Here is a 21,094-nt window from a genome sequence, read left to right on the forward strand (position 1 = left end):
CCCGCGGAGCGGGTACCCCATCGCTGCGCGATGGGCAAGCGAACCCCCGCGCTGCGCGCGGGGGTTGCGCTCACGCTCCGCGTGAGCGCTGCTGCTCGCTGCGCGAGCAGTCCACCCGCCTTGCTGTGCAAGGCGGGTGACGCTCCGTTCGCTGCGCTCCCGGAGCTGCGGGGACTGTGGCCCCGCGAGGTGGCTTCCGCTGCGCTCCAGCCACCCGGGCGCGGTGCGCCCGAAAGGCCGGCCCCGCTGTGCGGGTCGGCCAACGGGCCTGCGGCCCGAGCAGCAAGGACAGTGATGACCGGGGACGGTGACTCTGCATCAGGTGATTCAGTATGTAGCTTTGGCAAAACCAGGCCACTCCCGTGCTTCAAACCGCAGGTCCGATTGACTCTGGAGCCAGCACCTAGCTCGCATGTAGCATTGGCGGAAATACGAGACACCCATCAACCGCCTGGCCTCGCCATCTGAACTGACTCATAGGCTTCGACTAACTCTGGAAGAAGGCCGGGCCTCAAGTACATGAGGCCCGGCCTTCTTGCCCGTGGCTGCATTAGAGGGCTAGGGATCTGGCATCAGATGGTGTCCTATACAGCGCTGGCCAGAACCCTGCTATCTCCTTGCTTCAATCTCTGTTAGCTGGCGGTTGCTCAGGAACAGTAAACTGCCTGGGCATTGGCGAAGCGCTTGAACGCGGCTTTGGTCTGGTCCCCAGCTATTCCGTCGATGTCGCCGTTGTAGTCCCAGGCGGTGGCGAGTTCGCGCTGCAGTGCCTGGATCGTCTTCGGGCCGACGAGGCCGTCGATGTCGCCGTCGTAGCCCCTGGCGACCTCGAGGTAGCTCTGGAACGCCTTCCAGCTGTTGGTCCCCAGGAGCCCGTCGATCTGGCCCTTGTAGTCCCAGTGCTTGAGCCAGCACTGGACGTTCTTGGCCTGGCGGGTGCTGAGTCCCAGGTTGACCACGGCGAGTGTGCCGGCCTCGCTGGTCGCCGTCTGCTGCTGGGTGGGGGCCGGGGCGGCGATGGCCGTGCCGGCGGTCGCGAGGCCGCCTGCGGCTACGCCGATCACGGCGGTGGCGCTGACGAGTGCCTTTGCCAATGTTCGCATGCTGCTTTCCTTTGTTGATGTTCGATGGATGGAACTAAATGGTCTGGACGGGCGGGCTGGGTCGGATCAGTGGTGGGTCTGGGATTCAGGCTGGTGCGCGACGGCTCGGACGCAGGTCATACGCACCGAGGGTCCGTAACGGGGACGCCGTTGAAATCCCAGAAGGCGTCCGTGGTCCGGTCTCCGACGATTCCGTCGACGGCCAGAGAAAAGCCGTACCAGTTCAGGAAGCGCTGCAGCGCCATGATCGTGCGAGGTCCGACGATTCCGTCGACGACCAAGCGGGTGCCTCCGTGGAAGCCCTGGGCGTTGAACAGCCGTTGCGCGGCCTTCCAGCTGTCGGTGCCCAGGAGCCCGTTGTGCTCCCAGGGTTCGAAGCCGGAACGGGTCAGAAAGCACTGCCAGTTCTTCGCCCGGGCGACGGTCAGGCCAAGGTTGTTCACCGCGAGGACGGAAGCCCTCTGCGTGCTCGCCGCGGGCTTGGTGGGCGCCTCGGATGCGGCAGCGCTGAACGTCCCGCCTGCCAGGCTTCCGGCGGCGATTCCGATGATGGTGGCACCGCTGACGAGTGTCCTCGTCAAAACAGGTCGCATGGTTGTCCTCTCTGCTGTCCCGCCGCTACCGGCAGGACAGGGGGCCTCGTCGAGGAGCGGCGCATACCGCGTCCTCCTTAGCGGTGGTGCCGGCGGACTGCACCCGCGTTCTGGCCGGCTCCGCGGTAAGACTGCGAGACCTGTGTGGCGTCCGACCACTGCCAGGCCGGAAGTGACCCCGTCCCGGGACGTCCCACCCTCTGAGCTGCTGGGACACCGCCCGCCGCGTCCTTACGGCGGGACGAGCGTGCGCAAGGGCGCCGCCCGCAGCACAAGGAGGCACGCAACGCCGCACAGACCGACCATGGCGCGGCGGCGGGTGCTGGAGGCGCTGGGTGAGGCTGGCGGTCTGTGCACGGCTCGGACGCGGAACGCGGGCGGGGGCGTCGTCGTCTGCACGCTCGATGCCGGACACTACGACGTGGACGACAAGCTGCCGTTCAAGGACGGAAAGCCGGGCGACTGGCACAGGGCGGATGAGTCGATCTGGAACGACCTGGGCGCGGCCTGCATTCCGCACGCGGCCCTCTGAAAGACCACAGGAATTCAGCGGGGGAGGGCATAGAAATGTCAGCGATTCAGCTCAAGGAACACCAGGTAGATCAGCGCTCCGCGTTTCGCAGGTGGGTGGGATTCCCTGCAAGGTCATCTGTGCCCCCGCAGGGTGCCCGTGCCACGATCGTGTCAGCGACCGGCTCGGGCAAGACGATCACGGCCGCCGCGTGCGCGCTGGAGTCGTTCGCGGTCGGCCGGATCCTCGTGACCGCGCCGACCCTGGACCTGCTCGCGCAGACCGCCCAGGCGTGGCGGGCGGTGGGCCACCGGGGCCCGATGGTCGCGGTGTGCTCGCTGGAGAACGACGCGGTCCTGAACGCGCTCGGAGTTCGTACCACCACCAACCCGATCCAGCTCGCCCTGTGGGCCGGGCACGGGCCCGTGGTCGTGTTCGCCACGTACGCCTCTCTCGTGGACCGCGAGGACATCGACGCACCCGAGGGTCAGCGGAAGGTTCGCGGGCCGCTGGAGGCCGCTCTGGCGGGCGGGGAGCGGCTCTACGGGCAGCGCATGGCAGGCTTCGACCTCGCGATCGTGGATGAGGCCCACGGAACCGCCGGTGATCTTGGCCGTCCGTGGGCGGCGATCCACGACAACGCCCGGATCCCGGCGGACTTCCGGCTCTACCTGACCGCGACCCCACGCATCCTCGCCGCGGCCCGCCCGCAGAAGGGCACGGACGGCCAGGAGGCGGAGATCGCGACCATGGCCGACGACCCGAACGGGACGTACGGCGCATGGCTCGCCGAACTCGGGCTCTCGGAGGCGATCGAACGGGAGATCCTCGCCGGGTTCGAAATCGACGTCCTGGAGATCCGCGACCCCTCCCCCGTCCTCGGGGAGTCTGAGGAAGCCCGGCGCGGCCGGCGCCTGGCACTCCTGCAGACCGCGCTCCTGGAGCACGCCGCCGTGTACAACCTGCGTACGGTCATGACGTTCCACCAGAAGGTGGAGGAAGCGGCCGCGTTCGCGGAGAAGCTGCCGGAGACGGCTGCCGAGCTGTACGTCAACGACGCCACCGACGACGACCTGGCCGCGGCCGACAGGCTGCCGAAGTCCTCCATCGACGCGGAGTTCTACGAGCTGGAGGCCGGCCGTCACGTCCCGCCGGACCGGGTGTGGTCGGCGTGGCTGTACGGCGACCACACCGTCGCCGAGCGGCGCGAGACGATCCGCCAGTTCGCCAACGGCATCGACGCGGCCGGGCGCAGGGTGCACCGCGCCTTCCTCGCCAGCGTTCGCGTGCTCGGGGAGGGCGTGGACATCACCGGCGAGCGGGGAGTCGACTCGATCTGCTTCGCGGACACCCGCGGCTCGCAGGTGGAGATCGTGCAGAACATCGGCCGCGCGCTCCGGCTCAACAAGGACGGCAGCACAAAGGTGGCCAGGATCATCGTGCCGGTGTTCCTGGAGCCCGGCGAGGACCCGACCGACATGGTCGCCTCCGCCTCGTTCCGCCCCCTTGTAGCCGTCCTCCAAGGCCTCCGCAGTCACGATGAACGACTCGTCGAGCAGCTCGCCTCCCGCGCTCTCACCAGCGGGAAGCGCAAGGTACACGTTCGGCGAGACGAAGACGGGCAGAACGTCGGGGTCGGCGGCGAGGCCCAGGAGGACGACACGCAGGCCACTGCCGAAACAACGCTGCTGCACTTCTCCAGCCCGCGCGACGCCGCGACCATCGCGGCGTTCCTGCGTACCCGGGTCTACCGGCCCGAGTCCCTGGTGTGGCTGGAGGGCTACCAGGCTCTGCTCCGTTGGCGGAAGGAGAACGAGATCACCGGCCTCTACGCCGTGCCCTACGACGTCGAGGTGGAAGTGGGGGTCACGAAGGATTTTCCGCTTGGGCGCTGGGTCCACCAGCAGCGGAAGGCGCTGCGGGCAGGTGAACTAGAGGAGCGGCGCAAGACCCTGCTGGACGCGCCGGAGGCCGGGATGGTGTGGGAGCCGGGCGAGGAGGCGTGGGAGAACAAGCTCGCCGCGCTCCGGTCCTACCGGCGGGCCATGGGGCACCTCGCTCCGCGTCAGGACGCGGTATGGGGCGAGGGCGAGGCGATGGTGCCGGTCGGGCAGTATCTCGCGAATCTGCGCCGGAAGGGCGGCCTGGGCAAGGCCCCGGAGCGGGCGGCGGAGCGCGCGAAGCAGCTGGCCGCGATCGACCCGGACTGGAACTGCCCCTGGCCGCTCAACTGGCAGCGGCACTACCGCGTCCTCGCGGACCTGGTCGACGCCGACGGCGTCCTGCCGGTCATCGAACCCGGGGTGCTCTTCGAGGGCGACGACCTGGGCAAGTGGCTCCAGCGGCAGCAGAAGAACCCAGGCACCTGGGCGCAGCTGTCGACCGAGCAGCAGGAACGGCTGTCGAAGCTCGGCGTGAAGCCCGCTGAGGCCCCGTCTCCCGCCCCGGCAGCCGAGCATGCGGCGAAGGGCCCGAACAAGGCACAGGCCGCGTTCCAGCGGGGCCTGGCGGCCCTCACGCAGTGGGTGGAGCGGGAAGGCGCGGACCGGCCCGTGCCGAGGGGACACAGCGAAGAGATCGCGGTCGACGGCGAGGCGGAGCCGGTGGCCGTGAAGTTGGGTGTGTGGGTCTCGAACACCAAGTCGAGGCGGGACAGGCTCACGGCGGAGCAGCTGGGCGCGCTGCGGGAGCTGGGCGTGCAGTGGGCGTGACGCTCGCGTCGGCGGGTCGTTGAGCCGGTCGGGCATCCCAGAGCACAGAGAGACCCCGGGCCGCAGATGCCCGGGGTCTCGTATGTCTGGCCAATGGCGAGGGCCGCTCTCGCGGCACGGGTCAGCGCCGTTCGGCGGTCTGTCGCGGGGTGGCCGCCCCGTTGCGCGCGGGCTTGCCTTCGTTCCTCTTCTCCGTGCCCACGAGTGCCGGGTTGGCGAGGGAGTCAGTGAGGCTGGGCGGAGGTGGTGGCGGAGGAGGTGGGAGTGGGTTCCCCTGGTTCTGTGTGTCTGTCATGGCCGCCAGTGTGCAGCACGAGACTGACAGTGGAGAGGACGATCCCGGCGGTGACAGCGGCCAGGGCGACCGTCCATCGCTTGGTCTTCCGCTGGTGCAGGCGGGCGTTGTTCTCGAACATCCCCACACGCGTTCCGGCCAGGGCCCCCAGCGTCGCGCCCTTTTCCGAGCGTGCGTAGGTGTCCAGGACGTCCCGCGGCTTGATGTCCTCGTACTCGGCGAGGTTGAAGACCGAGATGCCGAAGCCGGCAGCCACCGCGTACGCCGCGAAGGCCGCGGTGCCGGTGAACGGCTCGAAGCTCCGGGGGGCCAGGAACTGGGCGCCTGTGGCCGCGAAGCCGACCAGGAAGATCGCTTTCGTGTCCACCTTCGCGCCCGACTCCGACTGGCGTGCCAGACGCGCCGCGAGTTCGCTGTTGATCAGCTCCAGGGTCTCTTTCTGATCCTCAAGCTCTTGCGGCGTCATCGTCATGTCCTGAGCGTATGTAGCGCGGAGCGTCCGTTCAGGGTGCCTCGATGAACGGCAGTCCGACTGCGGCGAGCTTCGTCTGGAGGTTGATGTCGTCGCTGGCCACGTATACGGAAGAGCCGGGATGCCGGGACTGCAGCAGCAAGGTGGAGGCCACCAGGCGGTCATCAGGCACGTCTAGGTCCAGCCAGTTCGGCAGCCCGTCGCCCTTGGGTTCGATGTGCTCGAAGACAGCGTGCACGTCGCCGGCGACTCGGACGCCGCGCCGCACGTCGCCGTTGGTCCGCAGTCCCTTCAGGCGGCGGTCGGCCTTCTTCGCCGCCTCTCGGATATCGGGGTTGCGTCCGGCGCGCTTGTGGTCGTCCAGTTCCCGCAGGACAGCGGGCATCAGGTGAACCATGTACCGTTTTCCCAGCAGCGGCGTGTAGATCGCCACGTCAGGGTCATCCAACAGCACGTTCGTGTCGACCACCAGGCGCACCACCCAGGGGTCAGAGGGCAGCAGCTCCCCCAGTGTCCGGAGTGTGGTCACTGCGTCGCGCACGTAGTCGGTGGCCTTGCCGATGGTGGCCGGCACCGTTCTGTCACGCGGGCGCTCAAGCCAGCGCCGCAGTAGCTCAAGGTTCTCCTCAAGGCGCTTGGTGACCTCGGGAGTCGGATGCGGGAAAAGCAGGCGGAACAGCGGCTCCCAGTCCCGCACGCGCCCCAGCAGTTGCATTCGTCGCGCCTCGAGTTCGGGGCTGCTGGGCACCCATCCCCATTTGGGAGCGCCAAGGTGCATCACGTAGTCGCGTCCGCGGTTGGGGTCGGTGTTTCGGATCTGTGAGTCCGCGAGGATCTGCACGAAGTCCGCTTCGATCAGGTCCAGGTCCGTCCGGAGGCGATCCAGGTAGGTCGGTGGAGCTGCTTGCGTGGCCATCTGCCGATGATGTCGCACGCCACTGACAGCCCTCACCGGTCGGACATCCCAGAGCACCTCCGTCGCCGGGCTGACGGCGGCGCGGCGGCACTGGCCGACGGGCGACCGGGCTGGGACGCCCCCGATCCCCGGCCGCGGCCGCCCATCCCGCCCGTCCCTTCCTCCTTCACTCCAGCCAAGGGACATGGGCAGAGCAGCCGCAACGGGGATGCCAGCGATCCGACCACGGCAAAACGGCGTGGTGACCTGCGCGAACACGGGGACAGTCCTGCGGGCCGCGCAACACCTAGGGCGTGTCTCTTTGACGTAGTGGCTAAACAGCTCAAGATCCACGAGACCCGCTAACTGAGCACGCGATCTGGCGGGGTAGGCTGGCATTCCATGGCAATAAGCTCCGCCTTGTGGTCCTTCGCTCTAGTTGTAGGGCTTCTCACTCTGACTCCCGGACTCGACACGGCGCTGATCTTGCGCACGTCGGCCCTCGGCCAGCGCAGGAGAGCCTGGGGCGTCGTCCTCGGAATCCAGACCGGCACTCTGGTGTGGGGTGCCTTCACCTCCCTCGGCGTGACCGCGCTTCTCACGGCCTCCCACCTCGCCTACACAGCGTTGCGCTGGATCGGCGCCGCCTACCTGATCTGGATGGGCGCCCGCATGCTCCGGGACACCTTCCGGGGGCTCCCCACGACAGACATGGACGATTCCCTTCTGGCCGCCGACGCGGACTCGGTCAGCGGCGGCTGGCGCCAGGGGATGCTCACCAACCTCCTGAACCCGAAGATGGGCGCCTTCTACGTCGCCGTCCTGCCCCAGTTCATCCCCCCGGGCACCGGCCACTTCACCATGGGCCTCCTGCTCACCACGGTGCACATCCTCATCGGCCTGCTCTGGTCTGCCGTCCTCATCGGCTTCGCTCGTGTCCTGCAGGGCTGGCTCCGCAAGCCCCACGCCCGCCGCCTGCTCGACCGGATCACCGGCACTGTCATCGGCATCTTCGGTATCAGGCTGGCACTCACCAACTGACGATCCGCAGGTCAGGGTCCAGCGACCTGCTCAGCACCGGACCCAGATCAAGATGGACGCGACGTGAAGGGCGGCCTGGTAGGCGATAGCGAGTTTGTCCGTCCGTAGGGCCAGGCCGCGCCACTGCTTGAGTCGGGCGATGCACCGCTCGACGGCATTGCGCTCCTTGTATTTCTCAGCGTCAAAGCCGGGCGGCCGGCCTCCGGCGCGGCCTCGCCGCAGACGGTGACCGATCTGATCAGCGGGCTGCGGGATGACAGCCCGGATGCCTCGGCGACGAAGATGTCCACGGATCGCGCGGGAGGGGCTCAGCCGATGGAAGAGGATCGTTCGATGCCGACGTACGACCAGCTGACCGAGTGGGCCGGCCTGGGGCATGTCACACGAGCCGGACAGGATGTTGTGGTCGGCTGGCGGATCCCTGGCTCCATGAAGGCACAGCTCGTCGAGGTGGGCATCCCGGTAGCTCCACGCCTCATTGAACGCGTCGTGATGCAGAGCGAGGCTGAGCCGGTCCTTCTCACGTCCCGTGGCCCGCTCTACCGTCTCACCGAACAGGCGGACCCCGATGATCAGGCCGAGCGGTCATCGTTCGGTGTCGAGCCGGAGACCGGGGCGGTCTACTTCGTCATGCCGGACGGGGAGGCATGGTTCGCCAACTCGGGTGTCGACGTGTGGCTCGATGTCCTTCACCGCTACGGCAGTCTCGTCACAGCCTCTGAGCTTCTCAGCGAGCCGGACGGTCCTGAGGAGTACCTCTCTGAAGAGGAGGAAGAGCGGGCTTTTGCAGAGCTGAACCGGCTGGCCGAGGAACTGAAGGAGATCGACCCGGCGGCCTTCAACGGCTACGAGGGGTTGCTCTGGCCAGCGCATCTGGACCGCTGGCTCTACTGACTTCGGCCCGCAGATCCAGGACCCGTGGACCTCGATCGTGCAGGGATGCCAGGCCCACCACTGAGATGATCTTCACGTGGGGGCTGTGATCACGGCGTCGGAGCCGTCATGGATAGCGCCGTACTCCGGCCTGAGTCCGAAGCAGTTCGGGAAGCTGGTCACGATGCTGCGGCGCGAAGGCCCGCACCTTGTTCGCAGAGGCCGCCCTTGGAGTCTTCCGCCGGAAGACAGGGTGCTGCTGGTTGCCGCGTACTGGCGGACGAATCTGACCTTGCGGCAGCTGGCTCCCTTATTCGGGATCTCGAAGTCGGCCGCAGGTCGGATTGTGAGCCAGCTCGGTCCCTTGCTCGCGCTGCGGCCACGGAGCCGCTTCCGCAGAGACACGGTGCTGATCGTGGACGGCACCCTGGTGCCGACACGGGACCACAGCGTGGCGGAGCAGTCCAAGAACTACCGCTACTCGACCAACCACCAGATCGTCATCGATGCCGACTCACGACTTGTCGTCTCCGTCGGTCGGCCCGTGCCAGGTAACCGCAACGACTGCAAGGCATAGGAACTGTCCGGAGCCAAGAGCTCAGTCGGCAACACCACTGTGATCGCCGACGGCGGCTACCGCGGCACTGGTCTGATCATCCCGCACCGCCGAGAACCCAGCCAGACCGAGCTACCTGCCTGGAAGGCGACGGCGTACACCACGCCATGCGTGGCATCGCTCGCCTCCACAACCTCACCCTGACCGGGTAGCGGATCCATGCCGACGGCTGATGAGGAGCACGCCTCAGATCACTTGCGGGACAGCCTTTAGAGCGCCAAACTGCCGAATTCACCGTTCCTCAGCAGCGCTCGCTGTCCTTCATGAGGGCCCATAGGTAGAACCAATCGCTCTCACGCGCCTTAGGCTTACCCTCCTCGGAGTGCGTCTTGAGGAAATTCCACAGGCCAGCGGGGGCGATGCCGAGGGCGGTGACGACGGCGAGCATGCTTGGCTGTTGAATTGCGAGCAAAGCGACCGTGGTTGTGCATGTTACGGCGCCTGTAGTGGCTACGCTCTTGGTTTTGGCGGCGTTCGCCATTTGGGATTCCACCTGGGCAACTCCGTTGCGGATCTCCTCTTCGATGGCGGCAATCCTGCGCTGCGACTGAGTGTCCTCCAGAGCGTCATCCAACTCCAGGAGCCTCTGCCGCAGCCACGCCTTGAAGGCAGTGTGAGAATTGAATTCGTTAACAGTGAGAGTGCTGAAGTCGCCGAGTGACACACCTTCGATGTATGGGATCTTCATTTTGAAGAGGATGCGCGTTACGTGGCTGGCGATAGGTTCGGCTCCAGACGCTTCAATCGCCCTGCCGTCTCGGATGAGGAAATCGTAGTCGATGGGAGTGGTCTTGAGAGGGTGATCTGGAGCGAGATAGCCGCTTACCGCCGTATCCGACTGGACGAACTGAGGTAAGTACCAAGCGAGGCCAGCCTTCAGGAGAGGTTCCGTGTCCAGCAGCCATCTTCCGAGTCCTGCAGGGTCGTAGCACTGAAATCCGTATGGCGTACTGTAGTAAGTCGCCTGAGGTTCCTGTAGCGCATCACCTCCACCGAAAATTGATGTTTCCAGTGCCCCCAGTGGCACCTCGGGCCCTTCTTGGTCCTGTGTCAACATCAAGACGTCGGAGACGAGGAATGACTTCTTCGTGACTTCAGAGAAATCAGCGGGAAGGACGTTGAGGCCGATATGAAAGCGACTTCTATTGCGCTCCCTTTCCTTGAGGAGTGGAACATTTCCTCGGCGGCCATACATTTCCTTCGCGTATTTCTTGGCGACCTCAACTGGGTCTGCACGGTCGACTCTGTCAAGCTTTGAAAAGAACTGCACGTTTCTGTCGGCAACGGCAGGGTTGCCCAGGATCGCATATGCGTTCTTACGCCATGGCAGTCTCATTCGTTCATGATGTCCGAGCTGACTCCTCGTGTCGAGTGCGCCATGGTGCACAACCATGTAGACGACGGGGTGACGGGTGAAGTCCCCACCCGGTCAGACCGGAACATGAGCGCGGACCCTGATCGACGCCTTGACTTCCATGCAGTCGGGGGTCACTGGGGCCGTACCTTCTTCCGGCCGCCGGCCTCGTCCTCGGCGCGGGCGGCGAGGTACTCGGCCCAGTCGCGTCGGGCGTAGGCGACCCAGCGGAGCGCGGTGTGGCGGTGCATCCCGGTCACGTCGGCGAGGATCGGGCTGGGGAGATCAGCAGCGAGGGCGGCCAGCGCCCCGTTGCGCGCGGTGCGAACCGGGATGCCGTGCCGGTTGAGTTTCTGGGTCATGCCGTGCGTCGAGATCGGCTTGCCCGGGACCATGCCCGGGAAGAGCCACTGAGGACCTGGGTGGGCTCGCGAGACCTGAGGCCGGAGTTGGGGCTGTTCGGCAAGTTGCCGAAGGAGTTCGGCGAGCCGTGGAGGCAGCAGGACGGGGTGGCGGCCCAGGATCAGGTGGGCGTGCTTGTCACCGAACTTGAGCTGTTCAGGTGTCAGGTGGCAAAGACGTTCGGTGGACAGGCCGAACAGCAGGGTGATCGCGCCGCCGGCCCGGACATCCGTCGGCAGGGCGTCGTCGGTCAGGCAGCGTTGGAGGAGCCGCCAGCGATCGTCGTCGTCGAGCAGGTCCTGGGGCTCCTGGCTCGGGATGGAGGGGACGGTTAGTTCGCGGGTGAGCCGGCGGCTCGTGGTCCATTTCAGGAAGTAGCGGATCAGGTAGCGTCGCTGGCTGGTGGCCCCGGCGATCCAGTCGTCGATGTGCTCCTGGGCGAGGTCGGCGAGGGGCAGGCCGCGTTGGTCTATCCAGGACAGGAAGTCCAGGGCGACGCTGACGCGGCGCCGCAGGTCGCGGTCGGCGGAGGCGGGGTGGCGACGTATGGCGGCCCGCTGACGGGCGCGTCGGAGCAGGAACCAGTGCAGGAAGGGGCGGGCGAGGCTGGCGTGCGCGGCCGGCTTGTCCGCGAGCTCGTGCTCCAGCCAACCCGGGATGCGTTCGAGGTCCTCATTGCGTTCCTCCAGCACCCCCGTGTGTAAAAGGAGTTGGCGGATGTAGCGCTGGTTCCTGCTGGGCGGGAGCTCGTCCAGCAGTTCGTGGCTGAGCTCGTGTCCTTCGGACGCCAACCGGGCGAGGAGCTTGGTGTTCGGACTCTCCTTGAGCCACTGGATGGCGAGGAACGGTCAGGGAGCGTCCGCCAGCACCGCCGCGAGCGGTTCCAGCTGCGAGGTGATCGTGCCATCGGGCCCGGCCAACAGGGCGTTGACCCGCTCGGCAAGGACACAGTGAGCGCATCGACCGCGGCTGTGGGGGTTGCCGGTCCGGCCGCACTGCTTGCAGGTGTAGTCGGCGGCGAAGCCGACACATGGCCCGCAAACATCGGCACCGTCGTCATCCCGCGCGATCAGTGGCTGGACCATGCCGCAGCGAGGGCACTCGGCCGGTGAGCGGAGCACGGCGGTGTAGCGCGGGGCGGAGGGTGCACTGCTGGGTCGACCGTGCAGAATCAGCCGTGCTCAGCTGTTCGGAGGCCGGTGCGGTCCCATCGCTGGGAGACTTCGCCCGGCAGGCAGTCGCACGGAGCCGGAGGGGCGGGTAGCTGTGGCGCAGAACCGTAAGGGGTACTACCGGGCGGGGCACTATGTGAAACCGTCGTCGGCTTCCGGCAAGTGGAAGAAGCCGTCCACGGGCGTGATCGTGGTGGCGGTGCTGGTGGCCGTTGCCGGATGGAACACGCTGTTCGCCGACGAGTCCGACGGCTCGGGGAAGACGCCCGCGCCCCAGCCGTCGAGTTCCTCGGCCTCTGCCGTATCGGGTCGTTAGCCCCGCTTTCGGCGGAAGACCGGCAGGGACCGCGGCCACACCCGTGCCCTGCCGCTTCCCGCCGGCGCTGGGGGTGTGGGGCGTGCTGCGTCCGCTTCCGCCGTCGCGGGCTGCGCGCGCAGGTGCTCCCAGAGGGCTTGCCACTGGGTGATCTGGGCGTCGGGGACACCGCAGGCAGCGAGGTAGGCGGCGGCGGTGCCCCAGGTCGTCGGGAGCGTGGTGCGGTTGAGCAGGCGGCTGACGGTGCCGGCCGAGATGCGTCCGGCGGAACGCTCACCGACCGCCTGGTGGGTCAGGCCGCTGATCACCCGGACGTCTGCGAGAGCGGTGAAGAAACCCGTGACGGTGCGGACGGACCGCGGATCCGGCCAGGGCCGCTCACCGCTCACGGTGCCGGGCGAAAGGACCGCCGGCGAGGCGGGGAGGGAGGCGTGGTTGCGTCCAAGTGCCACCTTGGAGCCGCTGTTGCGGTCCCTGGCCTGCGGGACGGGATGTCCCCTCGCTTCCAGAGTGCGGCGCAGATGCTGGTAGAGGGCCGCGAGATCGAGCAGGGCCGGACCGCCCGGGATGCCGTGGTGCAGGGTGTCGAGCAGTGCGCCGGTGAAGGCGGTGTAGGTGTCCCCGACCGGCGCCAGGGCGGTCCGGGTCTCTGCGGCGGCCGCCAGGAGGAAGCTGCCCTCCACCGCGGCCTGGTCGGCGAGCCCGGGTGAGGCGCTCATCCTCCCCAGAGCCAGGCCGCTGTAGCAGCAGTCCAAGATCACGACGTGCCGCTCGGCACGGGAGTCAAGGAGGAGAACCTGGCGCAGCCAGTCGTAGGGCAGGCTGGTCTCGATCCGCCCGTGCTCGGTGTCCGGCAAGGCCAGGCTGAGCGCGTCCGCGTCGACCGAGCCGTGCCCGGCAAAGTAGACGATCAGCGTGTCGGTGGCTTCGGCAGCCGCCTGCCTCACGGCTCCCACCGCGCTCTGTCCGGCGGCCGGGTCCTCGACGACGCTCACATGCTGGGCGGGCAGGTGCAGGGACACCGGGCTGGTCAGGAGGCCGGCGAGGGCCTGCAGATTGTTCGAGACGGCCGGCAGCTGCTCGAGGTGCCGGTAGCGGCTCGTGCCGATCAGGACCGCGCGCGACGCGCCCGGGTCGGGCAGCACGCTCACCGGCCTGCCTCCCCCTCGCCGTCGAGGCGGTCAAGCGCCCGTGTCGCCTGCTGGATCTCCTGATCGGAGCAGTCAGTGAGGACGATGACCGTGTCCCCGCGGCGGATCTCCACCCGCGGCCGCTGCGGACGTGTCTGCCGCCATGCCGCCACCGCCAGCACGAACGACGCCGCACTCCACCCGTTGCCCGTCACCAGCTGCAGGACATCGAGCGCCGTGCCCATCTCCCCCGGCCCGGGCACACCGCCCCGCACCTGTGCCGTCACCGCCCGGCGCGTCTCAGGATCAGCACGCAACCAGCCCTGCAGCGAACGCAGCTCCCCCGCAGACGAATCGACCCGCACCTCGAACAGCACTGTACCCACCCCGGCTCCCGCAACCGATTCCAACGACGACGTAGACCTGTCCCCCGCGAGGGCCGGAGAATCCAGGACGCTTGCGTGGGTTGTATCCGTTCCGGCCACGCAACCCCGGCCCGGGGCACGGCGCGGCCAGGAAGATGCGCGCTCCGGCCAGAGATGCCTTCCATCCGACGAGCTTGCCCGAAGGCCGGGCAATGACGGCCGTGTTGCGGCGGGACGCGGTGCGGCCGCGGGCCCGGGCTCCCGGGCGGGCGCTGTTGCGGATTCACCTCGCAGCCCGGGCAGACCCCGGCGGGCTGCGCGTACGGGTGGGGCGAGGGCCGCCTGTGTCCCGCGCCGCGGGGCACAGGCGGCCGGCCGAGAGTCCTGCCCGCCGTATAGGCCCGGCCGCAGGGGTGTGCGGCGGCCACACACGAAAGCCGGCGCCCGTGCAACGGGTGCCGGCTCGGTGCGGGCAGGCCACGCGCCAACGTGGCTGGTGCCGGGTGTCCCTGTCAGCATCGGTTGCAGCCAGTAGCAGTTGAGGGACGTTCGCGGGCCGGCAGGACCGGCCTCGTGGTGTTGTGCGGCCCACCATCACTCATAGACAGGGACTGCGGCAAGCCGAGCGTGGACGCTGATGAACCATCCCGGCGGCCGGGCCCGTCCTGCGCCGCCGTCGTACGACACCGGTGCTGGTCAGAGGTGGACGCAGGGGCAAGGGGTGAGAACCGCTCTCTTGGACACCAGCGAACCAAAAAATTCTCATACCCTACATATAGGTCTTTACGGTCGGCGATCGGTCTGCGGGAAGCGGCCCCGTCCTGGAATGATGAAGATCTCCCCCGGCGCAGCAGGCGACGCCAATCGCCGCTGTGCACACGGAGTTTGCAGCCAGTAGCAGATTCGCGCCCGGCCCGCCGTCTTCCGGCGGGCCGGGCCTGCCGAGAGGACGTCATATGCCCACCGAGACCACCCTCGCAGCGCCCGCCCCCGCCGAACCCGTGCGGATGGAGCCCGCGTCCCGGTTCGGCGCGCCGCAGGCCTTCACAGCCGTCTCCTTCCCCGTCCTGGGCGGTGCCCTGCACGTGGCCGGGGTACCGCTGCAGGACATCTTCGTCCTGCTGGGCGGCTGCGGCGCCCTGGGCGCGGCGGCGGTCGTGACCGTGAGCGGGGGACGCCGCCGTGCGGCGTCGCTGGCCGGTGCGGTGCTGCGCGCCGCCGCCGGAAAGTAGGAGGCCGCGATGGGACGCCGGGAGAATCCCGTCGACCACAGCCGGCCCGCCCGGGGCCGGCTGGCCGAATATCTGCGTCTGCGTCGGCAGTCGGCCGCCCTGACCTATCGGGAACTGGCCCGTGCGACGGGACTGTCGCCGGCCACGCTCAAGCGGGCGGCCTCGGGCACCGTGGTGCCCCGGCACACGACGGTCGAGGCCTACGTGGAGGGCTGCGGCGGCGGGCCGGCACAGGCGCAGTACGCCGGTGAGCTGTGGCGGCACGCGCGCATCGAGGAACGCGGCCGGCTGTCCGGGCTGCACGCCCCGCGGCCCGAACTCATCAGCGACGCCGCTGACCTGAGCCGGGCTCTGGAAGTGGTGTGGGAACAGGCAGGGGCGCCGAGTCTGCGGGACATCCGGGACCGCTCGGGCAACCCGCTCGCCCTGCCCGTCAGCAGCGCCGCCCGCATCGTCAACCGTGACGCCGTCCCCGCCGACGAGCAGCAACTGAAGGCGTTCCTGACCGGCTGCGGCGTCCCGCCCGACAAGCACACCGCCTGGACAGCCGCCTTCGCCAAAGCCACCGCCACGCACGAACTGCCGCAAGAACCGGCGACTGCTGACCGCCCCGTCGAGCGGCGCCTGCTGCACATGGCGTCCGCCCACGCGGGCGGGCCGGGCACACGGACCAACAGCCAGGCATGGAGACGGCTGGCCGAACTGCTGCCGCCCGCAGCGCTGGACGAGGCCGTCGCACTCGGTATGCACAGCTACCTGGCATCACAGGCCTCCCTCAACGGGAAGAGCCCCAACGCTCCACTCGCCTGGCAGCCGGACCTGTTCACGACGCACGACGGCCAGTACATCGCGCTCGAGGTGAAGAACCTCTCCAGCCGGGGCCGCGGCGGCCCCACAGCCGGCGGGAGTGCGAACAAGCCCCGCACACCGGCCGGAGGAGCCCCGCCCACCGCACGGGAGCGGGTACAGCGTCCCCGGCCGGCCACACACCGGCTGACGGCCGCCCGCTGACCGTCCACGAGGTCAGAGGAAACACCTCAGGCGGTCACAGAACAGAACGCCCGCTGGGCCGTGTGCGCTGCGGTGAACACAGCCCAGCGGGCGGGAGAGCACGGGCAGCCGGGCACGGGCGCGCGGGCCTGGGACGGCCCGGATCCGGGCGCTTGTGACTGAGTGCTTCAGTTGTCGGGTTGAGCGCAGCCTCCGATCAATGGCCCTCAGGCGGGCCCATGTGCCTTCACTCCCACAATGTGTAACGGTCGGACATTGGGAGAGGGACGTGGACGACGAGGAGCAGATCGCGCGAGGTGTGGCCCGGGGCATTGCCCGGCATGAGGCCGCACGAGCGGACGCGCAGGGTCGACAGTCGCTCGGCTGTCTCCTGCTGTTCGCGGTCTTTGCTGGCGGGTTCATTCCGCTCGTCACGTACGGCAACTGAGCGAGACGCACCATTTCCCTGGTGCTCTGCTTCCGAGCCGGGAATTCAGGCCAGCCTGGGAGGACCGATCGACCGAGCTGAGAAGTCCCCTTTGGACGTCGCTGGTACGTGGCCACTTTTGTGCTGTTTCGGTGCGAGCGCGTGCGCTCTACCCTCTGGCTCATGCAGTGGATGACGCTGGTCAGTGCCGTGATCGGTGCCCTGATCGCGACCGCCTCCGCCGCCCTGCTCGACCGCAGCCGCTGGCGCCGCGAACAGGACGATCGCCTATTCGGGGTACGACGGGCCTTGTACAGCGACTACCTCACATGCCTCTCTCAGGCCCGAAACTCCTTCCGTAGCCTGGCGCGCAACCAGGAGATGGAATCCCTCGAACGGGCACGCTCCGCCCGTGACAGCTTCGCCCCGTGCTACGGAGTGCGATACCAGATGTCGATCATGGCCGCGTCGCACGTATTTGCCGCTTCCGAGAACGCCTTCCGCCGACTGCGTGACGTACGGGACCTCGCCGCAGCCGGCACCCTTGCTTGGGATGAGGCCTACTCGAGTGGCCGCGCCGAGTACGAAGCTGCCCTCACGCGGCTGCGCGAAGCAATGCGTCTCGACCTGGAAGCCGATCGCGTACCGTCCCGCCGGCGCTGAACACTCCACTCGCCAACTCGCGCGCTCACTCACCAAATGAAGCGCTCAGTCACAGCGCCGGGATCTCAGGCCCGGACCCGGCTTTCACAGGTCGAACTCGAGGTGCTCGATGTCCGTGAAGCGGACTTCTTCCAGGGAGCCGGCGCGGCGGCCGCCGTCCTGGAAGTACACGTCCTTGAGTGCTTCGGCCGCGATGCCCTGGAGCTGCTGGTCGGTGGCACCGGCTTGGTGGGCGTCGAAGAGGCGGGCGGCGTAGTGCGGGGGCAGGGCGACGGTCAGGTGGCGGATGCGGTCCTGGTCCGTCGACCCGATCGGTGCGGTGTAGCCCAGGCGGGCGCGGGTGTCGATGACGATGCCGTCGGTGGTTGCCGCCTTCTGCCGGGCCCTGGCCCTCACCTGCGGCTGCCACCGGGCCTTCACCTCGCGCTCCAGACGGGCGGCGAGGTCGGGACGGGGTCTTTTGATCTGGTTCTTTACGTAGCGCTCGACGGTGCGCTGGGAGACCCGCAGCATCTGGGCCACCGCTTTGGTGCCCTTGAGCTGCTTGACCAGGTACCGCATCTGCGCGCCCGCACTCTTGGGCGCGGGGCGGGTGAACGCCTTCTGCACGGCAGCGTCCAGGCCGTCTCCGAACAGGCTCATCGCCGGCTCCTACTCTCCGCTGTCGGCGTCGGTGACGGTGCCGTCCTTGATGTACCGGGCGAGGTTCAGCTCCGGGGCGTTGAACCGCTCGCGGACCTCCTCACCCCACAGGACAGTCTGGGTGCCCTCGTGCTTGACCAGGCCGGGGTTGATGCCGAGCTTGAAGCCGCCGGGCAGCGGCTTGCCCTCCCGGTAGGGCAGGAAGTCCAGCGGGCTGGTGCCGTTCGCGGCGTAGACGACGCAGTCGGACAGGATCGCGACGGGGTACTGGCCGGTGAACGCCGCGTGCTTGACGATCTTGCGGTGCAGGTTGGTGCGGGTGCGGGAGATGACCGCCGCGCGGATGTCCGGCCGCCACGTCGGGCGGGACAGGGCGCGCCACGGCTGCCCGGGTTTCCAGCCCTCGCCCCGGGGGCGCTCGCGGAGCTTGCCCAGGCCGCCCTTGACCGTCGCCTTGATAGCCGAGACGACGATCGCCAGCTCCGGGTCGCGGGCCTTGTAGCCGTTCATCGCGGTGAGGAAGTCGTCCGGGGCGAGGTCGGCACCGACGCCGAGGTCGGACATCGTGGCGAGGTAGGCGTCCCGCAGCCGCTGGTACCAGCCGTCCAGGTAGCGGCCGCTTTCGTGGCGGACGTATGCCTCGATCGGGCGTACCTCGTAGCCGAGCTCTACCGCGTAGGCGACGGTGGGCGTCGCGTACCAGGCCGGCCCCTCGGGGTGTTCGCCCTTCGGCGTGAACGGGGAGGGCAGCAGGCTGCCGTCCAGCTCCACCCACTCCTTGCCCGCCTTCACCCGCGACAGGTCGACATGGGAGAGGTCCACCAGCCACGAGCCCGGCAGCTTCGCATCGAACACCGGTCGCTCGAGGCGGGTGGGCGCTCCCAGGCCGACGGTCAGGCCGTTGGCGCCGGCGGCGAAGGCCATGTTGACGTCGATGCCGACCAGGTGCCGCAGCGTGCATTCGTCGTCAGTCATAGGCCGGGCCCAGTCGTAGGCCTCCTCGAACAGCTTCTCCGCCGGGCCGCGGACGTGGAAGCGCGGCAGGTCGGCCAGGAGCGGGTGGCCGTCGGGGGCCTCGCAGGGCGCGCAGTCGACCGGGTTCTGGCCCAGACTGCCGGGGTTGTGCTCGGAGTACCGCTTGCCGTCGGCGTCGGGCCGGGAAGCGCGGGTCGGCGGGTGCAGGGCGGTCATCAGCTCCAGGCCGGTGACCGCGGTCGAACCGCGCGGGGTCATCACCCTCGAGGCGTACACGCCCAGGACGCGGGCGAGTTCGGCCGGCGGGAGCTGCCCGGCGTGGCCCCAGTGCCGGGCAGCCAGCGCGTTCCACGAGGGGATGCACACCTGCACGCAGGCCCGCTCCGAACCGGTGGCGGGGCGGTAGATCCGCGCCCACGGGCCGAAGCCGCGCTTCGTCAGCTTCCATTGCGCGCGGGCGAGCTGCTTGACGGCTTTGTGACCCTCCGGGATCCGCCCGGCGAGCTGCTCCTCCTCGGTGAGCGTCGTCGGCAGACCGTAGCGCTCCAGAGCGGCTTGGGTGAGCACGAGCAGCGGGTCGGCGTCCTTGCCCGGCCCGGACAGCCTGGCCTGCCCGAGCCGTGCTTCGCGCAGCGTCCAGTCCACCAGGGCTGCAAGGCTCTTGGCGGGCACGTCCAGGACCAGGCCGCCCGTGCAGTACGCCCGTACCTGCCCGTCCTCGACGTCGACGACCGCCAGCGGGCCGTTCTCGAACCGCGGGTCTGTGCCACCGGCCGCGGCGGTGCGGAGGCAGGCAGGGCTCTGCTTCCCCTGCGCACGCCGGGCCGGCTGTCTGCCGGGCGCCGCCGGGCGGGACGGTGCCGCAGGAGCGGCGGCCGGTGCCACAGGTGCGGACGGCGGGGCGGCGCCCGGGTCCGGCCGCGGCGGGGCCTCGGTGCTGCCGGACGGCGCGGCGGACGCCGGGAAACGCCGGGACAGGCCCTCCAGGAGTCTGCGGTAGGCCTCGAGGCGTTCGGCTTTCGGTTCGGCACGGCCTGCTTCCCATGCCTCGATGCTGGCCACGCGCACCCCCAGGGCCTGTGCGACGGCGGCCTGGGTCAGTCCGGCCGCCTCACGCAGGCGGACCCGTTCGTCCAGGGCAGGCAGCACACCGCCGCCGTCGACGGCGGCGAGCAGCGCGTCGACGGCGCTGAACAGGGACTGCGGCTGATCCGTCATGGCTGCCCCTCGCCTACCGGACGCCCTGACGGATTTCTTCCAGGCGGGTCACCAGCCGCTGGTAGCGCTGGGAGGCCGCCTGGGAGGAATTCAGGCCCTGATGCCCGGCGATCTGCCGCCAGTCCATACCCCGGCGCCGGGCCTCGATGACCACCTGCGTCTCCAGCCGGTCCAGCGCCACACGCATCTCCTCGAACAGACTCAGCCCAGCCGCCACCTCATCAGCGCTCACGTCAGGACGCTGCCCACCGTCCTGCCGGTGGCCGGCGGCGGCCGCCAGCAGACGCCCCAGCAGCACAGCGTCCTGCTCCAGATGGTGCGCCGGTGCCCAGCCCGCGGCGGGATCCTCCGCGATCGCGGACAGTTGCGCGCGGGCCCGGCCGTGAGCTTCAGATGCCATGCAGGCATGCTACCCCCACCACACAAAGAAACAACGAAACGTTGTTTCCTTGCACGTTGAGGAAGGCGAGGCGGCTCCTGCGGGGTCCGGGGGCCGCCTCGCGCCCGGCCGGAACGCCCCCGCCTTGACGCGGCCCGGTACACAGTGGCCAGGCGGCGCCGGCCTCGGCCTCAGCCGCTGCCCACGGGAGGAAATGGGCCGGTGCCCGCTCCATGGCATCGGGGCCCTGTCGGTGTCGGCGGATGCAGCCTCGCCACGCCGGTGAAGGTGTCAACGATGCGTTGATCACAATGGCGCAGCAGATGCGCAAGGTCGCGGGGCAGCGCGGCGTGGTGCACGAGGACGAATTCGGCAGGGGTGGTGCGGTGCAGATGCACCAGGTCCGCCCACCGGCCGAGGCCGAGCCGGTGCGCACGCAGGACCGTCACCTGGCACGGGCCCGCGGCGCGCAGAGCCACGCGGACGGCGTCCTCCTGTGCCTCCCGGCCGGCGCGGGCATCGACGCGTGCGCCCAGCGCCCGCAGGATGTCCTGCCACAGCAGCCGGCCGCCCGGGGCGACGGTGGGATGGACCACGAAGTGGCCGGCCGCCGGATTGTGCGAGGCCAGGGCGGTCTGGGTGATGCGCACATCGTCTTCGCGGGTCCACCACCACCGTGCAGGGCGGACGCCCCTGGGTGCGCAGCAGGCTGGGATCAG

At 68.9% G+C, this 21,094-nt stretch carries 22 protein-coding genes and 1 pseudogene; 10 read left to right on the forward strand and 13 right to left on the reverse strand.

Annotated elements, in window-relative coordinates:
* Positions 1-647: 647 nt before the first annotated feature.
* Together B9W62_RS39270 and B9W62_RS39275 are read right to left on the reverse strand one after the other, a co-directional pair.
* Positions 648-1,103: a peptidoglycan-binding domain-containing protein gene (locus B9W62_RS39270; protein WP_087812320.1), complete on the reverse strand. Its 456-nt coding sequence runs from the start codon at positions 1,101-1,103 to the stop codon at positions 648-650.
* 116 nt (positions 1,104-1,219) lie between these two features.
* Positions 1,220-1,696: a peptidoglycan-binding domain-containing protein gene (locus B9W62_RS39275; RefSeq protein ID WP_087812321.1), complete on the reverse strand. Its 477-nt coding sequence runs from the start codon at positions 1,694-1,696 to the stop codon at positions 1,220-1,222.
* A 304-nt stretch (positions 1,697-2,000) separates the two neighbouring features.
* Here B9W62_RS39275 and B9W62_RS39280 point away from each other — a divergent pair, with 304 nt between their 5' ends.
* Complete coding sequence (locus tag B9W62_RS39280) at positions 2,001-2,228, forward strand: hypothetical protein (protein WP_256976835.1); 228 nt, start codon at positions 2,001-2,003, stop codon at positions 2,226-2,228.
* 35 nt (positions 2,229-2,263) lie between these two features.
* Positions 2,264-4,918 carry a DEAD/DEAH box helicase gene (locus B9W62_RS39285; RefSeq protein WP_087812322.1) on the forward strand — a complete coding sequence of 885 codons (2,655 nt, stop codon included), beginning with the start codon at positions 2,264-2,266 and terminating at the stop codon, positions 4,916-4,918.
* A 224-nt stretch (positions 4,919-5,142) separates the two neighbouring features.
* Here the strand turns inward: B9W62_RS39285 and B9W62_RS39290 are convergent, their stop codons facing one another.
* Together B9W62_RS39290 and B9W62_RS39295 are read right to left on the reverse strand one after the other, a co-directional pair.
* Positions 5,143-5,685, reverse strand: a complete 543-nt coding sequence (locus tag B9W62_RS39290) for a hypothetical protein (protein ID WP_087812323.1) — start codon at positions 5,683-5,685, stop codon at positions 5,143-5,145.
* 31 nt (positions 5,686-5,716) lie between these two features.
* Entirely contained in the window at positions 5,717-6,601 is an 885-nt protein-coding gene (locus tag B9W62_RS39295; protein ID WP_087812324.1) for a PIN domain-containing protein, read from the reverse strand.
* Positions 6,602-6,982: 381 nt separating this feature from the next.
* Here B9W62_RS39295 and B9W62_RS39300 point away from each other — a divergent pair, with 381 nt between their 5' ends.
* The 3 genes and pseudogenes from B9W62_RS39300 (at position 6,983) to B9W62_RS39315 (ending at position 9,262) form a co-directional block, all read left to right on the forward strand.
* A complete protein-coding gene (locus B9W62_RS39300) occupies positions 6,983-7,621 on the forward strand; it encodes a LysE family translocator (protein WP_087812325.1) in 639 nt (212 codons plus the stop codon).
* Positions 7,622-7,846: 225 nt separating this feature from the next.
* Positions 7,847-8,515: an SUKH-4 family immunity protein gene (locus B9W62_RS39310; protein WP_256976836.1), complete on the forward strand. Its 669-nt coding sequence runs from the start codon at positions 7,847-7,849 to the stop codon at positions 8,513-8,515.
* 76 nt (positions 8,516-8,591) lie between these two features.
* Positions 8,592-9,262 (forward strand): annotated as a pseudogene (locus B9W62_RS39315) (transposase family protein).
* An 89-nt stretch (positions 9,263-9,351) separates the two neighbouring features.
* Here B9W62_RS39315 and B9W62_RS40065 read toward each other — a convergent pair.
* The 3 genes from B9W62_RS40065 to B9W62_RS39330 form a co-directional block, all read right to left on the reverse strand.
* Complete coding sequence (locus tag B9W62_RS40065) at positions 9,352-10,446, reverse strand: hypothetical protein (protein ID WP_143665503.1); 1,095 nt, start codon at positions 10,444-10,446, stop codon at positions 9,352-9,354.
* 152 nt (positions 10,447-10,598) lie between these two features.
* Positions 10,599-11,657 (reverse strand): hypothetical protein, encoded by a 1,059-nt coding sequence (locus tag B9W62_RS39325; protein ID WP_087812327.1) that lies wholly within the window; start codon positions 11,655-11,657, stop codon positions 10,599-10,601.
* Positions 11,658-11,714: 57 nt separating this feature from the next.
* Positions 11,715-11,951, reverse strand: coding sequence for a hypothetical protein (locus tag B9W62_RS39330; protein ID WP_087812328.1), 237 nt, complete (start codon positions 11,949-11,951; stop codon positions 11,715-11,717).
* Between the two features lie 181 nt (positions 11,952-12,132).
* Between B9W62_RS39330 and B9W62_RS40450 the strand changes: the two genes are divergently transcribed.
* Complete coding sequence (locus B9W62_RS40450) at positions 12,133-12,354, forward strand: hypothetical protein (RefSeq protein ID WP_179236200.1); 222 nt, start codon at positions 12,133-12,135, stop codon at positions 12,352-12,354.
* Here the strand turns inward: B9W62_RS40450 and B9W62_RS39335 are convergent.
* Entirely contained in the window at positions 12,351-13,505 is a 1,155-nt protein-coding gene (locus tag B9W62_RS39335; protein ID WP_087812329.1) for a caspase, EACC1-associated type, read from the reverse strand. The genes B9W62_RS40450 and B9W62_RS39335 overlap by 4 nt on opposite strands.
* Positions 13,502-13,861, reverse strand: coding sequence for an effector-associated constant component EACC1 (locus tag B9W62_RS39340; protein WP_087812330.1), 360 nt, complete (start codon positions 13,859-13,861; stop codon positions 13,502-13,504). The genes B9W62_RS39335 and B9W62_RS39340 overlap by 4 nt, the downstream gene beginning before the upstream one ends.
* Before the next feature lie 944 nt (positions 13,862-14,805).
* Between B9W62_RS39340 and B9W62_RS39345 the strand changes: the two genes are divergently transcribed.
* The 4 genes from B9W62_RS39345 (at position 14,806) to B9W62_RS39355 (ending at position 17,161) form a co-directional block, all read left to right on the forward strand.
* Entirely contained in the window at positions 14,806-15,081 is a 276-nt protein-coding gene (locus tag B9W62_RS39345) for a hypothetical protein (RefSeq protein ID WP_087812331.1), read from the forward strand.
* 9 nt (positions 15,082-15,090) lie between these two features.
* Positions 15,091-16,092 (forward strand): helix-turn-helix domain-containing protein, encoded by a 1,002-nt coding sequence (locus B9W62_RS39350; protein WP_087812332.1) that lies wholly within the window; start codon positions 15,091-15,093, stop codon positions 16,090-16,092.
* A gap of 268 nt (positions 16,093-16,360) precedes the next feature.
* On the forward strand, positions 16,361-16,519 hold the full coding sequence (locus B9W62_RS40455) for a hypothetical protein (RefSeq protein WP_179236201.1): 159 nt from the start codon (positions 16,361-16,363) through the stop codon (positions 16,517-16,519).
* A 162-nt stretch (positions 16,520-16,681) separates the two neighbouring features.
* On the forward strand, positions 16,682-17,161 hold the full coding sequence (locus B9W62_RS39355) for a hypothetical protein (protein WP_143665504.1): 480 nt from the start codon (positions 16,682-16,684) through the stop codon (positions 17,159-17,161).
* An 84-nt stretch (positions 17,162-17,245) separates the two neighbouring features.
* On the opposite strand, the gene B9W62_RS39360 is transcribed toward B9W62_RS39355, so the two are convergent.
* From B9W62_RS39360 to B9W62_RS39375, 4 genes are all read right to left on the reverse strand, one after another.
* The gene (locus tag B9W62_RS39360) at positions 17,246-17,803 is read right to left on the reverse strand and encodes a telomere-protecting terminal protein Tpg (protein WP_087812334.1); all 558 of its coding nucleotides are present in this window, start codon (positions 17,801-17,803) and stop codon (positions 17,246-17,248) included.
* Between the two features lie 9 nt (positions 17,804-17,812).
* On the reverse strand, positions 17,813-19,996 hold the full coding sequence (locus B9W62_RS39365) for a telomere-associated protein Tap (protein ID WP_087812335.1): 2,184 nt from the start codon (positions 19,994-19,996) through the stop codon (positions 17,813-17,815).
* A gap of 13 nt (positions 19,997-20,009) precedes the next feature.
* A complete protein-coding gene (locus tag B9W62_RS39370) occupies positions 20,010-20,396 on the reverse strand; it encodes a hypothetical protein (RefSeq protein ID WP_087812336.1) in 387 nt (128 codons plus the stop codon).
* 170 nt (positions 20,397-20,566) lie between these two features.
* Positions 20,567-21,025: a hypothetical protein gene (locus B9W62_RS39375; RefSeq protein WP_087812337.1), complete on the reverse strand. Its 459-nt coding sequence runs from the start codon at positions 21,023-21,025 to the stop codon at positions 20,567-20,569.
* Positions 21,026-21,094 lie beyond the last annotated feature (69 nt).

Origin of the sequence: Streptomyces sp. CS113 (assembly GCF_002188365.1) — a bacterium.
Taxonomy (GTDB): domain Bacteria; phylum Actinomycetota; class Actinomycetes; order Streptomycetales; family Streptomycetaceae; genus Streptomyces; species Streptomyces tendae.

Bases quoted from the DNA above. Each gene is read 5' to 3' on its own strand.
- B9W62_RS39270 (WP_087812320.1), bottom strand. From the start codon at position 1,103: ATGCGAACATTGGCAAAGGCACTCGTCAGCGCCACCGCCGTGATCGGC.
- B9W62_RS39275 (WP_087812321.1), bottom strand. From the start codon at position 1,696: ATGCGACCTGTTTTGACGAGGACACTCGTCAGCGGTGCCACCATCATC.
- B9W62_RS39280 (WP_256976835.1), top strand. From the start codon at position 2,001: ATGGCGCGGCGGCGGGTGCTGGAGGCGCTGGGTGAGGCTGGCGGTCTG.
- B9W62_RS39285 (WP_087812322.1), top strand. From the start codon at position 2,264: ATGTCAGCGATTCAGCTCAAGGAACACCAGGTAGATCAGCGCTCCGCG.
- B9W62_RS39290 (WP_087812323.1), bottom strand. From the start codon at position 5,685: ATGACGATGACGCCGCAAGAGCTTGAGGATCAGAAAGAGACCCTGGAG.
- B9W62_RS39295 (WP_087812324.1), bottom strand. From the start codon at position 6,601: ATGGCCACGCAAGCAGCTCCACCGACCTACCTGGATCGCCTCCGGACG.
- B9W62_RS39300 (WP_087812325.1), top strand. From the start codon at position 6,983: ATGGCAATAAGCTCCGCCTTGTGGTCCTTCGCTCTAGTTGTAGGGCTT.
- B9W62_RS40065 (WP_143665503.1), bottom strand. From the start codon at position 10,446: ATGAGACTGCCATGGCGTAAGAACGCATATGCGATCCTGGGCAACCCT.
- B9W62_RS39330 (WP_087812328.1), bottom strand. From the start codon at position 11,951: ATGGTCCAGCCACTGATCGCGCGGGATGACGACGGTGCCGATGTTTGC.
- B9W62_RS39345 (WP_087812331.1), top strand. From the start codon at position 14,806: ATGCCCACCGAGACCACCCTCGCAGCGCCCGCCCCCGCCGAACCCGTG.
- B9W62_RS39350 (WP_087812332.1), top strand. From the start codon at position 15,091: ATGGGACGCCGGGAGAATCCCGTCGACCACAGCCGGCCCGCCCGGGGC.
- B9W62_RS39355 (WP_143665504.1), top strand. From the start codon at position 16,682: ATGCAGTGGATGACGCTGGTCAGTGCCGTGATCGGTGCCCTGATCGCG.
- B9W62_RS39360 (WP_087812334.1), bottom strand. From the start codon at position 17,803: ATGAGCCTGTTCGGAGACGGCCTGGACGCTGCCGTGCAGAAGGCGTTC.
- B9W62_RS39365 (WP_087812335.1), bottom strand. From the start codon at position 19,996: ATGACGGATCAGCCGCAGTCCCTGTTCAGCGCCGTCGACGCGCTGCTC.
- B9W62_RS39370 (WP_087812336.1), bottom strand. From the start codon at position 20,396: ATGGCATCTGAAGCTCACGGCCGGGCCCGCGCGCAACTGTCCGCGATC.